The following is a 13,436-nucleotide window of genomic DNA, read 5'->3' as shown; positions in this document are numbered from 1 at the left end:
AGTAGTCGGAATTCGCTAGAGGATGAAGCGGTAGAGCGGCGGCGAATTCCGTACGCTTCCCTGCGCTGGCATTATCCAGATCAGGTTCAAAGGGTATTTCTCACCCACGCAGCACAGACCTCCTACCTCCGTGCGACGCAGGACCCCCGCGTTAGCAGGCCAAACGATACACCGGCCGACCGGTGCTTGGCAACCGGTCTCGAAATGGGCGGCACGCCATGAGTGGCCGCCTTACAGGCCATCAGGCTTATCTCTATTGGGCGGCGCGCAGTGATGCGCCGCAGCATGAAAGGTAGCCGCGCTTAGAGCGTGAAATCGTCGGCGGCTTCCGGCTGAAACAGGATCTGCTCGATTTTCAGCGTTTTCTCCGCGCCGCTCGGCGGGGTGAAGCGGATCCGTTCGCCGCGTTTCGCGCCTAGCAGCGCGAGACCCGCGGGGGAAAACACGTTCAGCCGGCCGCTGCCGACATCCGCGTTCGGCGGGTAGACGACCGTCCAGGTCATTTGCTCGCCGGTCGCTTCGTCGGCGAGCGTGGCGCGCGAATTCATCGTGACGACGTTGGCGGGGATGTCGCGCGCCTCCACGGTGACGGCGCGCATCAATAGCTCATCGAGCATGTCTTGCATGCGGGCGTCGGCGCCCGGCATGGATGCGTGTTTCTCGAGACGGGCGACGTCGAGTTCGGTGAGGTAACAGGTTTTCGTCTTCTTCATGACGGTTCTCCATTTCGATCTGCATAAAAAGGTACTGCTTGCGGATGAGATCGGCCCGGAGCCCGGCTGACGGGCTCCGGTGCGGAGAATCGTTCAGGTCGGACGCCGGGCGGCGCAGAGCGGGAGCGTGGGCTGGCGGTGGGGGATGGCTTCGCGCAAGGCTGTGGCGCGCGCATATCCAGCCGCGCCGCGAAGGCGCAGTCGGGACAGGGCACGGTAGCATGCAGTACGCATCAGGAAGCCGGGAGTTATCGTAAAAATAAATGCCGAACGAAGCGGCACAAGAGGATCATTGATAGTAGCACGCGCACGGTGAGACGCTCGACAATCCGGGGCGACGCTTTTTGACGCAGGTCGAAGTGGGTCGGTTCGAGGCGAGGGGTTAGGCCCCACACTTACCCGCCAGCCGGCTCATGGGTAGCCACTGAGAACTGGGGAGATTCCTGTGAGATCGCACTTGCCACCGTTTCAGCCTGCCGCCGACCCGGGCTGCAACGGCTTCCATTCCCGCCTGAGAAGCCCATACACCCAGGAATCCGACACCTCGCCATCCACAATGCAATCTTCGCGCAGCGTACCTTCGCGGACAAACCGGAGCTTCTCCAGCACCCGGCCCGATGCCGTGTTGCGCGTGTCGGCCTCGGCCTGGACGCGGTTCAGGTCCAGCGTGTAGAAGGCCCACTGCAACACAGCACCTGCGGCTTCGGTGGCGAAGCCTTGGCCCCATGCCGCGTCATCGAGGCAGTAGCCCATCCTCGCGCTGCGATAACCGGGATCCCAGTAGCGCAACACGCGTGGGCTACTGTGCAGCGCGAAGATGGCGTCCGTGTCGGCTTGCGTGAAAGGGCGCAGTAGCAGGCGAACGGTATGCAGCGTCGGGGTGGGCAAGGACATGTGCGCAGTGTGTATTCCGAACGGGAAGGCCATAACCATTGTCTTTGTCGGCGTCGATCGTATCAAAGACGAGTTCGGCAACCCAGCCTGGTCCGTCCTGCGCTTGCCGGAAAAATATTTTCGAAACCGCTGTCATAACCGATGGCGCAGTTCGACAAACGTGCAGATTTCCTCATGGAGCCTGTCATGCATCCCGTCACCCGCCGCTTTGCCGACTCGCGTTTCGTGCGCGCAGTCGCGCTGCTCGCCGCGCTCGCCACGAGCGGCGCCGCTCAGGCGGCCGCGTCGATGTGCACGGCCCACAGCCCGGCCCACCGCGTCGCTCTGGTGGAGCTCTACAGCAGCGAGGGCTGCAATAGCTGTCCGCCCGCAGACCGGTGGCTGAGCCAGTGGAAAGACAGTGGTACGTCGCAGAGCATCGTGCCGCTCGCCTTGCATGTGGACTACTGGAACAGCCTCGGCTGGACCGACCGCTTTTCGCAGCACCGTTTCACAGAGCGTCAGCAGAGCCTGACCGATCTCGCCGGCGCTCACACCATCTACACGCCGGAAGTCTTCGTATCGGGTCGCGAATTGCGCGGCTGGTCGCAACCCGAGAGCTTTGAAGAGCGCATCCATAAGGTGACCGCCGAGCCGGCCCAGGCCGATATCGCGCTGGCACTGGCCGCGCCCGCTCAAGGCAGCACCGGCTTTAACGTCGATGCGCGCTTTACCGCGAAGGCTGTGATCAGCGAGCCGTTGAACGCTTATGTGGCGGTTTACGAAAACGCGCTGACTTCGCAGGTGCGCGCCGGCGAAAACAGCGGTGCTACGCTCCATCATGAGCGCGTGGTGCGGCAATGGATTGGCCCCGTGCCGCTCGCGGCCGGCAGCGCACAGATTCACCGCGATATCGCGCTTGACGCTGCCGAGGCGGCGGACGCCAACGCGCAGCCCGGCAAGTTCGGCGTCGTGGCCTTTGTCGAAAACGCCGCCACCGGCGAGGTATTGCAGGTGGCTGAACTGGCAGCCTGTCATTGAAACAGGCCGCCAGCCACTTTGGGAGACTCACATGGCAACCCCTCACACGCTAACCGACACGGCGCCGCCCGCTACGCCGCGCAGCGGCACGATTCACCCGGTCTGGGTGCGTGTCACCCATTGGCTCAACGCGCTCGCGGCGATCCTGATGATGCTCTCCGGCTGGCGCATCTACGACGCGTCGCCGGTTTTCAAGGGCTTCATGTTTCCACCTTCGCTCACGCTCGGCGGCTGGCTCGGCGGCGCGCTGCAATGGCACTTTGCGGCGATGTGGTTGCTGGTCTTCAACGGCCTCGTGTACCTCGCGCTCAACCTCTTTAGCGGGCGTTTTTTCCGCAAGTTCCTGCCGCTCTCGCCGCGCGCCATCCTGCACGACTTCATCGCCGCGCTGACCGGCAAGCTCTCGCACGCCGATCTGCGGGTCTACAACGCGGTGCAGAGATTCGCCTACGTGTTCGTGGTGTGCGACCTGATCGTGCTGGTGCTCTCGGGCCTCGCGATCTGGAAGTCGGTGCAGTTTCCGCTGCTGCGCGAACTGATGGGCGGCTATGACAACGCACGCGTCGTGCACTTTTGCGCCATGTCGCTGATGGCGGCTTTCATCGTCGTGCATCTGGCGATGGTGGCGCTCGTCCCGCGCTCGCTGCTCGCGATGCTGCGCGGCCGCTAAGGAGATCACTATGACCACACCAGACAAGAAACCGGCGCGCCGCATCCTCGCGAGCAAGCTCGACCGCGAATCGATCCTGATCGACGCGCGCCGCGAACTCGCCTTGCCGTCGCGGCGCCTGTTCGGCAAGCAGTTGCTTACGCTCGGCGGCCTGTCGATGCTGACCGGTTGCTCGCTCACGGACGACAAATCGGTGAATACGTTTCTGAGTGCCGTCTCGCGTCTGAACGACAGCGCCCAGGCGTTCATCTTCGATCCGAAGCAACTGGCGCCCACTTACACCGAAGCGCAGATCACGCGGCCGTTTCCCTTCAACGCGTTTTATGGCGTCGACTCGGTGCCCGAGGTCGATGCTTCGGACTACCGCCTGAAACTCAGCGGCCTCGTCACCGGCCAGCGTACGTGGAGTCTGCCCGAACTGTATGCGCTGCCGCATGCCGAGCAGATTACGCGGCATATCTGCGTGGAGGGATGGAGCGCGATTGGCCGCTGGGGCGGCACGCCGTTCGCCGATTTCCTGCGGCGCGTGGGCGCCGACACGAGCGCGAAGTACGTCGGCTTCAAATGCGCCGACGAGTACTACGAAAGCATCGACATGGCGACCGCCCTGCATCCGCAGACGCTCCTCACGTTCGAATACGACGGCCAGCAGTTGCCGCCGAAATACGGCTTCCCGATGAAGCTGCGCATGCCGACCAAGCTCGGCTACAAGAATCCGAAGCACATCGTCGAGATGTTCGTCACCAACACCTACCCTGGCGGCTATTGGGTCGACCAGGGCTACAACTGGTTCGGAGGCTCCTGACGCGCGCGGGTTGGGCCCGACCCGCGAGCGGCAGAAGCTTCGGAAACACGCCGGCATGACCGGCACTATTGACCCACAACAAACGGAGCAATCCCATGAAGAAGTACGCAATCGCAGCACTGGCCGTCGCCTTTCTGACGAGCGGCACGGCTGCCTTCGCCCAGGCGAGCGGCGCCATGTCGAACGATGCGATGTCGCACGACACCATGAAGAAGGACAGCATGTCGAAAGATGCGATGTCGAAGGACACGATGTCGAAAGACGCCATGTCCAAGGACAAGATGAAGAAGGGCGGCGATGCAATGGGCATGAAGCACGAAGCCTCGGGTGCGATGGCCAACTGAAGCCACTGCGGCGGGTTCGCCTGACCCGTGCCGTCTGGCAAGGTCGGGCTGGGGCATGGCTCTGGCCCGACCGTGTTGCGGATACACAACTTACGAATCTTTCATTTACGTCCAACGGTGTTCCTGCATAATGCTGCGGGTGCGCCGAACGGTCGGCGCGCCGGGGTGTTCGCCGGTTTTGGAGCGAACGCCCGCTGCCTTCAGGCGGCGCGGGGAGCACAGCGTATCGTGACGGCCCGGCCGCCTTGACCGGCCAGGTTTGCTTCCCACGTCCTTCTCCCTGCTCGACCACCATGTCTTCCAGCCTTGCCTGTCAGGCCGCATTCGCGATGCGGCGCCCGCCATCCGGCCTTCGGGTCATGAGCGCAGGCGCAGCGCCTCGAACGGCACGGGTGGGCTGAAGGCATGCCGCTGTCGCTTCCTGAGCGTTTTCCGCTGCGCCTTCCCCAGTCCCGTAACGGCCGGATCGCACTCGCGCTCGCCGTCGTCTACCTCGTCTGGGGCTCCACCTATCTGGCCGTGCACGTCGCGCTCGGCTCGTTTCCGCCGCTGCTGCTGTCCGGCTTGCGCAACCTGTTTGCGGGGATCGGCCTGTTCGTCTTCGCCGCGCGCCGCAATCCGGTCTGGCCGAGCGCGTCCGAGGTCCGCAACGCCGGGTTGGTCGGCACGATGCTGGTCGGGTTGTCGAGCGGGATGCTGGCTTACGGGATGCGCACGGTCGGCACCGGCACGGCTGCCGTGATGGTCGCCACCGTGCCGCTGTTCGCGACCGTCATCGCCGCGTTCGCGGGACGCAAGATAGGGCGGGGCGAATGGTTTGCCGTGGGCCTCGGCCTCGTCGGCATTGCGATCCTGCGTCACGGCGGCGGCTCGTCGGGTTCGGCCGGCGGCAGTCTCGCCATCCTATGCGGAGCGCTCTTCTGGGCCGGCGGCGCTCATCTGGCCGGGCGTCTGAAGCTGCCCTCGGACCTGTTCCTGTCCACCGCGCTGCAGATCGGCCTGGGCGGCGCGATGTCGACGGTCGTCGCCTGGGTCTCCGGCGAGCGCATGGCCGAGGTGCACTTCCTGCCGGTGCTGGCGTTCCTCTACCTGATGCTGGTCGGCACCATGGCCGCGTATGTCGCGTACGGGTATCTGATCCGTCATACCAGCCCGATCATTGCCAGCAGTTGCATGTACGTGAACCCGGTGGTGGCGGTCGCGCTCGGCGCGTTGCTGCTCGGCGAGCCGGTGACGAGCGCGACGGTGATTGCGACCGTGGTGATTCTCGCGAGCGTTGGCTTGTCGTTCTGGTTCGATTACCGGCGCCGCGGGCTGGCGTGAGCGGCGCACCAGGGGTGTGACAGCCCGCTGCTGATGAGCCGCTCCCACGGCAGCCGTACGTTGCCGCACGCGCGCGGCTATCCCGCGCGCGCCCTCGCTACAACCGCGCCGCCAGTTCCGCGCCTTCGCGAATCGCGCGCTTCGCATCCAGCTCACTGGCGAGCGCTGCGCCGCCGATCACGTGATAGCGCGGGCCGTTGGCGGGCGGGGCAGCCGGTTGTAGATCGCGCAACGAATCCTGCCCAGCGCAGATCACGATCGTCTCCACTTCCAGCCACTGCTCGACGCCTTCACGCGCGATCTTCAGGCCGCGCTCGCTGATCTCCAGATACGACACGCCGTCGAGCATGCGCACCCCGTTACGCGCCAGCGTGGCCCGATGGACCCATCCCGAGGTCTTGCCGAGGCCCGCGCCGAGCTTGCCGGCCTTGCGCTGCAGCAGCCAGATGTCGCGCACCGGCTGCGCAGGCCGCGGCGCTTTCAGGCCGCCGCGCTCGCGCACGGCCAGGTCCACGCCCCATTCGTCTAGCCATGCGTCGCGCGGTTGCGGCAGCGGTTCGCCCGCGTGATGCAGCAGAAACTCGCTGACGTCGAAGCCGATGCCGCCCGCACCGATCACCGCGACACTGCGGCCGACCGGCGCGCCGCGCAGCACGTCGACGTAGGACAGCACATTGCCATGCTCGATGCCGGCAATCGCCGGGCGGCGCGGCACGATGCCGGTGGCGAGGATCACCTCGTCATAGCCGCCGGCGGCGAGCAACGCCGCATCCACACGGGTCGCGAGCCGCACCTCGACGCCATGCCGCTGCAACTGGCTCTGAAAATAGCGGATCGTTTCGCTGAACTCTTCCTTGCCGGGCACGCGCATGGCGAGATTGAACTGCCCGCCGATGGTTGCGCTTGCATCGAATAGCGTGACGCGATGTCCGCGCGAGGCGGCCACCGTCGCCGCCGACAAACCCGCCGGACCCGCACCGACGACCGCGATCGAACGCGGCGGCTGGTTGCCCGCGAGCGACCGGTACACCAGTTCGGTCTCGCGTCCCGCGCGCGGATTGACGAGGCAGCTTGCCCGCCGGTTCTGGAACGTGTGATCGAGACAGGCCTGATTGCAGGCGATACAGGTGTTGATTTCGTGCGTGCGTCCCTCAGCGGTCTTCACGACGAAGTCCGGATCGGCGAGCATCGGCCGCGCGAGCGACACCAGGTCGCCCATGCCCTGGGCGAGCAGGTCTTCGGCAAGCTCCGGCGTGTTGATGCGGTTCGAGACGATCACCGGCACCTTGACGGCCGCCTTCAGGCGCGCACTGAGCGGTGCAAAGGCCGCACGTGGCACCGAGGTCACGATGGTCGGCACGCGCGCCTCGTGCCAGCCGATCCCGGTGTTGAACATCGTGACGCCGGCCGCCTCCAGCGCTTGCGCGACCTGCACGGTCTCGTCCCAGGTATTGCCGCCTTCCACAAGGTCGATCAGCGAGAGCCGGTACACCACGATAAAGCGCGCGCCGCACACGGCCCGTACGCTTTCGACGATCTCGCGCGCAAGCCGCAGGCGGTTCTCGAGGCTGCCGCCGTAAGCGTCGCTACGCTGGTTGGTGCGTGGGCAGAGAAACTGGTTGAGCAGATAGCCTTCGCTGCCCATGATTTCGATGCCGTCGTAGCCGGCGCGTTGCGCGAGGCGTGCGCAGCGGGCGTAGTCGCGCACCGTCCTGGCGATGCCTGCAAGCGTCAACGCACGCGGCTTGAATTTCGAAATCGGCGACTTGAGCGCCGAAGCGGACACTACGAACGGTTGGTACCCATAGCGTCCCGCGTGGAGGATCTGCAGCGCGATCTTGCCGCCTTCCGCATGTACCGCATCCGTGACCAGGCGGTGATTGCGCAGATCGAACACGGAATTGAGCGTGCCGCCGAACGGCAGCAGCCAGCCTTGCCGGTTCGGCGAGATGCCGCCGGTGATGATCAGGCCGGCGCCGCCCTTGGCGCGCTCACGGAAATACGCGGCGAGCTTCGGGTAATTCCAGAAGCGGTCTTCCATGCCCGTATGCATCGAACCCATGACCACGCGGTTGCGCAGGGTCGTGAAGCCGAGGTCGAGTTCGGAGAGTAAGAGTCGGTAAGGCATGCAACGGGCCTTGTAAAAGTGGGACGCGCCCGAACGATACACTGCCGGCCGGGCCAGACTTCCGAGGAAAAATTCTAATCCGCCTGACTCGTTGGGCATCAAGCCTGTCTTGACGGTGCCAGGCACGATCTGGCATATGCGGCACACCGATTGCTGAATGCGAGCGTCCGTATCACGCGCATCGAAACCGAACCGATGTGCAACAGGGATAGGAGAGAGCGTCCCCGTGACGCCTGGCTAGAAGCCGTTCCAATGAAAAACGAACACGGCATCCGGCGGGTGGGGCGCTCATACAACTAATGGGTCAGAGACCCGACATCGATATAGGTGATTATATGAAGCTCATCCGAACCATGGCGGCCATGATTGGCGTTGCGTCGGTCTTGACGGCGTGCGGCGGCAGCGGCAGTGACGCGGCGAAAACGCTTGGGATCACTGATCCGGAAATCCACTTCGAAAACGCGGTTCCTGGCGCTCCGGCCTACGACCTCCTCGTCAACGGGACGGCGCCTGGAGGACAAACCAATGTCAACTATCTGGGCGTGACGAACTTCACCAACATCGGCACGGGATCGACCAATGTCGGCTACGCCAACACCGGCACGACCACGGCGCTCGCGAGCGGCAATTTCCCGGATACCGCCAACGGTCATGAATACACCGTCATCGCCTTGCCTGGACTCACTTCGCCGGGTATCGGGCTGATCGACGATCCGTTCGACAAGGGCCTGCTCTCGAGCGACGCGCGGGTGCGGGCGTTCAACGCCTCGGCGAACGCAACCAATCTCGACCTCTATATCGTGCCTTCGGGGACCAACATCAACACGGTCAGCCCGACGATGGCGGGCGTCTCGTTCAGCAACGCGGTGCCGGCAAGCGGTCAGGACTCGCTCTATCTGTCAGGCGGCACCTATATCGCGATCGCCACGGCGGCGGGCAGCAAAACGCCGATCTTCCAGTCGGCGGTATTTAGTCTTGCTAACAATGCCGACTGGCTGGTGACGACGGTGCCGATCGCCGGCACGTTGAGCCAGTTGCTGCCGGGTCAGATTCACTTGCTGGTGGCGCAGGGCGGCAACACCAGCCAGCCGGCGCTGGAGTTGACCAACTCGCTGACGGGGCAATAGGCGCTCAAGCAAGGCTCGAAAAGGGCTCGATAAGTGTCCAATACGCTGGGACGACAATGGGCATAGGAGGGAGGGGCGGGGCGGCGGTCCATCACGGGTGGATCGCCGCTTTGTTTTTTGACGAGGCCGAAGCAGCGCAGCACGCATAAAAAAGAGCCCGACGCACGAACGCACCGGGCCCGATTTGCAGCTGAGATTGAATCGATGCCGACGGCGCCGTTCGGGCGCCGTCAAGCCGTGTTACTTGGCTTGTTCCGCAGCGTTCGACAGGTCGTGACCGCCGTTCGAAATGTCCTGACCGGCGCCTGCCATGGTATTGCAGCCGGCGAGTGCCGCAGTCCCCGCAATGAGAAGCAAAGCGATGAGTCGAGTCATGAGTGTTCTCCTTTTGAAGAATGCATTGATGGACGCGCCGCCACTTCGGCACCCTCCCTGGCGTCCGACCGGGCATCACGCCAGCCGATCCGGTCTGATTGCATCTTAAAAAATGAGCGGTCGCGACGCTGTCAGCGCGCCCGCGATTTTCTTGTAGGTGTGCTCCGTTGTTTGTGTCGGAGCAGTCCTACATGCGCGGTTCTGCGTGACAGGGCTAGACGGAGCCTGGCGAAGTGCCGGCCGGCGGCGCCTCGGGCACGCTCGCGCGGACGCAGGGCATCACCACGTGAATATCGGTACCGTTCGGCACGCCACGGCGGATATCGAAGTGGCCGCCGTGCGCCGCCACACGCTGGCGCATGCCGAGCAAACCATGCGTGTGAGTGCGCTTCAGATCGGCGGGCATGATGCCCACACCGTTATCGGCAATCGACAGCGCGACCTGCGCATCCTCTACCTGCAGACCGATCGAGACTTGCGACGCGCGGGCGTACTTCGCCGCATTGGTCAGCGACTCCTGCGCGACCCGGAACAGCGCGATCTCGGTCTGCTCGTCGAGCTGGATGTCGTCCGCGGGCAGTTGCAGGTCGAGCACCCAGTTGTTGCGTTGCGCCGCTTCGTCGGCAAGCGTGCGCAGCGCAGTGACCAGACCGAAATTCGCCAGCACGGTGGGCCGCATGTCTTCGATGATGCGGCGCTTGAGCGCAATGCCCTGATCGAGGTTGGCAAGCGCCCGGGTGAGCTTCTCGGAGATCGCCGGCTCGCTGTCCTTCAGCTTGCGGTTGGCCCAGGCGACATCCATCTTGCTCGCCGTGAGAATGGCGCCCAGTTCGTCGTGTAGCTCGCGCGCGAGTTGCGTCTTTTCGTTTTCGCTGACGGCCTGCAAATGCCAGCCCAGCGCTTCGAGCTGGCGGGTGCGCTCGTTGACGAGCTGGTCGAGTTCTTCCTGCTGGGTGATCAGTTGCCGCTGCACGCGCGCCTGGCGGTCGATCTGGATGCCGAGGTTGCGAAACAGCAGGATGAACAAGACGATATTCAACGCCGACAGCCCAGCCGCCACGAAGGTTGAAACGCGCTGATCGGCGCGGCTCGCGTCGAGCGCATGCTGGGCGCGCCGCGCCTCGTTGTCGCGCAGCAGCGAAAGCGTGCTGTCGACCAGTGCCGTGTCCACCAGACCCGCGTCGCTGGCGGTGCCGCAGGCGGCGAGTCCGAGCGGTTGCGGCGCGGCCTGCTGCATTGCAGCGGCGCCGGCGCCAATGCGCGCGTCGATCTGCGCCGCGATCTCGGTGAAGCTCGCGGTTCCCGCGCTGCCCGCTTCGCGACGGTGGTAGTAGAGGTTCAGTTGCTGGGCGGTCTGCCGCAGGCGCGCCGCCGTCGTGCAATAGGCCTGCGCGCTGGCGGCCTGCTTCGTCAGAAGAAAGCCGCTCTGGTAGGCGCCTAGCCGCGCAAGCTGGCTTTCGAGCGTGCTCAGTTGCACGCTGACGTCGCGTGCTTCGAGTGCGCTCTCGTATTCGGCGGCGATGCGCTCGCGAGCGGTCTCGAGAATCACGAGGCCGCCCACCGTGATGACGATCGCGACCGTCATCGCTATCGCCCAGCTGCGGTTGCGCATCCAGTCGTTGAGTCTCGTCGCCGCGGCGAGGTTTTGGACCTTTTGCACCATTCGCACCATTTTCACCTTTTGCACGCCTCGCTCCTTTCCCGAGGCACCAGTGTAGCGGTCGCAGCGCCGGGTGGGGCAGCTGTCCTGTCTGTCTGACTGCCGAAGCAGCGCGCATTGCGGGTGGGGTTACCCGGCCCGCAGCACGGCGCATGCCCCGCTCCCGTAAAGCCCCTGTAATGCAATGTCGGCGGATTCTCACACGAAAAACGGCGTGAGTCGGAATGCGGTATGCCGTCCAGATCACTAGGATGACTGTGTCACTTCGCTCCGCGTTTCAGGAGCAATCCATCATGCTGAAACAACAACAGCCACTTCAGGAAGGAGAGCCGCCATGCTTCACTACGCAGTCGTATTCTTCGTCATCGCCATCATTGCCGCCGTGTTCGGCTTTACCGGCATCGCGGCAGGCGCGGCCGAGATCGCCAAGATCCTGTTCTACATTTTTCTGGTCGTGTTCGTCGTCACGCTGCTGCTCGGCGTAATCCGGACGTAGTCGCGGCACGGCTTCCAACCCCGGCGCATCAGGCGCGTTTCGTGCGGGATGTGCAGTTCCCCCATACCGGATCAAGGAGAAGCTCAATGTCGAAGTCTTCCAGTACCTCAACCCAGTCCCACGATCCGTTCGTGATGGATCTGCAGAAAATCCGCGAACAGGCCCGCAAGCATATGTCCGATGGGCCGGTGACGCAGACCTACGGCGCCGACCGCCAGAGCGTGCTCAAGCTGCTGAACGACGCGCTCGCCACCGAAATCGTCTGCACGCTGCGCTATAAACGGCATCATTTCATGGCCAAGGGCATCAACTCGGAAGCGGTCGCGGCCGAATTCGCCGAGCACGCCAGCGAGGAGCAGGAGCATGCCGACAGGTTTGCCGAGCGCATCGTGCAACTGGGCGGCGAGCCGGACTTTGCCCCCGAGAGTCTGCAGACGCGTTCACACTCCGAGTACAAGGAAGGCGCCAACCTGACCGACATGATTCGCGAGAACCTGGTGGCCGAGCGGATCGCTATCGACACCTATCGCGAGATCATTCGCTACCTCGGCGATAACGACGTGACCACGCGCCGGATCTTCGAGGAAGTCCTCGCCGTCGAGGAAGAGCATGCCGACGACATGGCCGACCTGCTCGAGGGCCGCGAGTGAGCGAGGGGCGCAGGGCCTGCCCGGACGTTTCGCCTCGCTTGAGGCGGGACGTCATTACAATGTGGACTGTGCAGCGTTTCTCCACCGCACTGACAGGAAGCCGATGATTCGAGTGTTGATAGCCGACGATCACGCGATCGTCCGGGGCGGTTTCAGACAGTTCGTCGCCGACGAGCCGGATATGTTCGTGGCTGCGGAAGCCGCGACCGGCGACGAAACCATCAGCCTCGTGCGCGAGCAGGCCTTCGACGTCGTACTGCTCGATATCGCCATGCCCGACAAGAACGGTATCGACACCTTGCGGATCATCAAGCAGGTGCGCCCGGAGCAGGGCGTGCTGATCCTCTCCGGCTATCCCGAGAGCCAGTACGCCATCAATCTGCTGCGCGCGGGCGCGAACGGCTACCTGAACAAGGATTGCGAGCCCGACGAAATCGTGCGGGCGATCCGTGCGGTGGCGCGCGGGCATCGCTATTTGTCGGAGGCGGTGGCCGACACGCTCGCCGACAATCTCGACAAGCCGGCGGCCGGCCGCCCCCATGAGGCGCTGTCGGAGCGGGAATTCCAGATCTTCTGCAAGCTTGCCGCCGGGCAGATTCCGACCGACATTGCAGAAGAGCTGCATTTATCGGTGAAGACGGTGAGCACCTACCGGGCGCGGGTGCTGGAGAAAATGCGTCTGACCAACAACGCCGACCTGACTTACTACGCGATCAAGAACGGCCTGATCGAGTGATGCGGAGCCCCGTGCGGACCCATAGCAATGAGCAGCGATTCGACCACTTCCCCCAACGCCGGCCAGCCGCCTTTGCGGGTGCTGCTGATCGAGGATTCGGCGTTGATCCGCCGCAGTCTTGTCGAAGCGATCGACGCGTCCGGGGTGCTACATGTCGTGGCCTATGCGGATACGTCGGACGAGGCGATCGCGCTGTTGAACGGCGAGAGCTTCGACGCGGTGATCATCGACCTGCAACTCAAGCACGGCTCAGGGGTGCCGGTGCTGGCCTACCTGCAGCGCGAGGGTCTGATCGAGCGGACCTTTGCGGCGGTCCTGACCAATCATGCGCTGCCGGCTTACCGCGAGCGCTGCCTGCAATACGGCGTGCGCCATTTCTACGACAAATCCTTTGAGTTCGATCGCGTGATCGATGCGCTGCATGATTATGCGCAGACGCGCAGCCAGGGAGAGCAGCCGGGCGCCTGACGCGGCCGGCATTGCTTACGCGCCGAT

General features: G+C 64.2%; 15 protein-coding genes and 1 riboswitch. Of the genes, 10 read left to right on the top strand and 5 right to left on the bottom strand.

All coding sequences use genetic code 11. The features are described from left to right. Positions 1 to 39 precede the first annotated feature (39 nt). Positions 40 to 158, bottom strand: a riboswitch (TPP riboswitch). 144 nt (positions 159 to 302) lie between these two features. After that, positions 303 to 713 carry a GreA/GreB family elongation factor gene (locus BLQ92_RS28630; protein WP_090689725.1) on the bottom strand — a complete coding sequence of 137 codons (411 nt, stop codon included), beginning with the start codon at positions 711 to 713 and terminating at the stop codon, positions 303 to 305. Between the two features lie 468 nt (positions 714 to 1,181). Next, positions 1,182 to 1,607 carry a GNAT family N-acetyltransferase gene (locus tag BLQ92_RS28625; RefSeq protein ID WP_090689722.1) on the bottom strand — a complete coding sequence of 142 codons (426 nt, stop codon included), beginning with the start codon at positions 1,605 to 1,607 and terminating at the stop codon, positions 1,182 to 1,184. Between the two features lie 186 nt (positions 1,608 to 1,793). Here BLQ92_RS28625 and BLQ92_RS28620 point away from each other — a divergent pair, with 186 nt between their 5' ends. From BLQ92_RS28620 to BLQ92_RS28600, 5 genes are all read left to right on the top strand, one after another. Beyond that, complete coding sequence (locus tag BLQ92_RS28620; RefSeq protein ID WP_175772538.1) at positions 1,794 to 2,627, top strand: DUF1223 domain-containing protein; 834 nt, start codon at positions 1,794 to 1,796, stop codon at positions 2,625 to 2,627. Between the two features lie 31 nt (positions 2,628 to 2,658). Continuing rightward, complete coding sequence (locus tag BLQ92_RS28615; RefSeq protein ID WP_090689719.1) at positions 2,659 to 3,297, top strand: cytochrome b/b6 domain-containing protein; 639 nt, start codon at positions 2,659 to 2,661, stop codon at positions 3,295 to 3,297. A 10-nt stretch (positions 3,298 to 3,307) separates the two neighbouring features. Further along, on the top strand, positions 3,308 to 4,102 hold the full coding sequence (locus tag BLQ92_RS28610; RefSeq protein ID WP_090689715.1) for a molybdopterin-dependent oxidoreductase: 795 nt from the start codon (positions 3,308 to 3,310) through the stop codon (positions 4,100 to 4,102). Positions 4,103 to 4,197: 95 nt separating this feature from the next. Further along, positions 4,198 to 4,446, top strand: coding sequence for a pentapeptide MXKDX repeat protein (locus BLQ92_RS28605; RefSeq protein WP_090689712.1), 249 nt, complete (start codon positions 4,198 to 4,200; stop codon positions 4,444 to 4,446). Positions 4,447 to 4,851: 405 nt separating this feature from the next. Then, on the top strand, positions 4,852 to 5,769 hold the full coding sequence (locus BLQ92_RS28600) for an EamA family transporter (RefSeq protein WP_090689708.1): 918 nt from the start codon (positions 4,852 to 4,854) through the stop codon (positions 5,767 to 5,769). Between the two features lie 97 nt (positions 5,770 to 5,866). Here BLQ92_RS28600 and BLQ92_RS28595 read toward each other — a convergent pair whose 3' ends face one another. Then, positions 5,867 to 7,897, bottom strand: coding sequence for an NADPH-dependent 2,4-dienoyl-CoA reductase (locus BLQ92_RS28595; RefSeq protein ID WP_090689705.1), 2,031 nt, complete (start codon positions 7,895 to 7,897; stop codon positions 5,867 to 5,869). A gap of 335 nt (positions 7,898 to 8,232) precedes the next feature. On the opposite strand from BLQ92_RS28595, the gene BLQ92_RS28590 reads away from it, so the two are divergent. Continuing rightward, complete coding sequence (locus tag BLQ92_RS28590) at positions 8,233 to 9,024, top strand: DUF4397 domain-containing protein (RefSeq protein WP_090689702.1); 792 nt, start codon at positions 8,233 to 8,235, stop codon at positions 9,022 to 9,024. 240 nt (positions 9,025 to 9,264) lie between these two features. Here BLQ92_RS28590 and BLQ92_RS28585 read toward each other — a convergent pair whose 3' ends face one another. Continuing rightward, on the bottom strand, positions 9,265 to 9,399 hold the full coding sequence (locus tag BLQ92_RS28585; protein ID WP_090689698.1) for an entericidin A/B family lipoprotein: 135 nt from the start codon (positions 9,397 to 9,399) through the stop codon (positions 9,265 to 9,267). A gap of 214 nt (positions 9,400 to 9,613) precedes the next feature. Further along, entirely contained in the window at positions 9,614 to 11,071 is a 1,458-nt protein-coding gene (locus tag BLQ92_RS28580; RefSeq protein WP_090690084.1) for a sensor histidine kinase, read from the bottom strand. 322 nt (positions 11,072 to 11,393) lie between these two features. On the opposite strand from BLQ92_RS28580, the gene BLQ92_RS28575 reads away from it, so the two are divergent. From BLQ92_RS28575 to BLQ92_RS28560, 4 genes are all read left to right on the top strand, one after another. Continuing rightward, on the top strand, positions 11,394 to 11,555 hold the full coding sequence (locus BLQ92_RS28575; RefSeq protein WP_090689695.1) for a DUF1328 domain-containing protein: 162 nt from the start codon (positions 11,394 to 11,396) through the stop codon (positions 11,553 to 11,555). A gap of 86 nt (positions 11,556 to 11,641) precedes the next feature. After that, positions 11,642 to 12,205: a ferritin-like domain-containing protein gene (locus BLQ92_RS28570; RefSeq protein ID WP_090689692.1), complete on the top strand. Its 564-nt coding sequence runs from the start codon at positions 11,642 to 11,644 to the stop codon at positions 12,203 to 12,205. 103 nt (positions 12,206 to 12,308) lie between these two features. Further along, on the top strand, positions 12,309 to 12,941 hold the full coding sequence (locus tag BLQ92_RS28565) for a response regulator (RefSeq protein WP_090689690.1): 633 nt from the start codon (positions 12,309 to 12,311) through the stop codon (positions 12,939 to 12,941). 27 nt (positions 12,942 to 12,968) lie between these two features. Continuing rightward, a complete protein-coding gene (locus tag BLQ92_RS28560; protein ID WP_090689686.1) occupies positions 12,969 to 13,409 on the top strand; it encodes a response regulator in 441 nt (146 codons plus the stop codon). Positions 13,410 to 13,436: the final 27 nt, after the last annotated feature.

It is taken from the genome of Paraburkholderia phenazinium, assembly GCF_900100735.1.
Taxonomy (GTDB): Bacteria; Pseudomonadota; Gammaproteobacteria; order Burkholderiales; family Burkholderiaceae; genus Paraburkholderia; species Paraburkholderia phenazinia.
The sequence above is the reverse complement of the archived record's forward strand: the minus strand, read 5'-3'. Positions and strand labels throughout refer to the sequence as shown.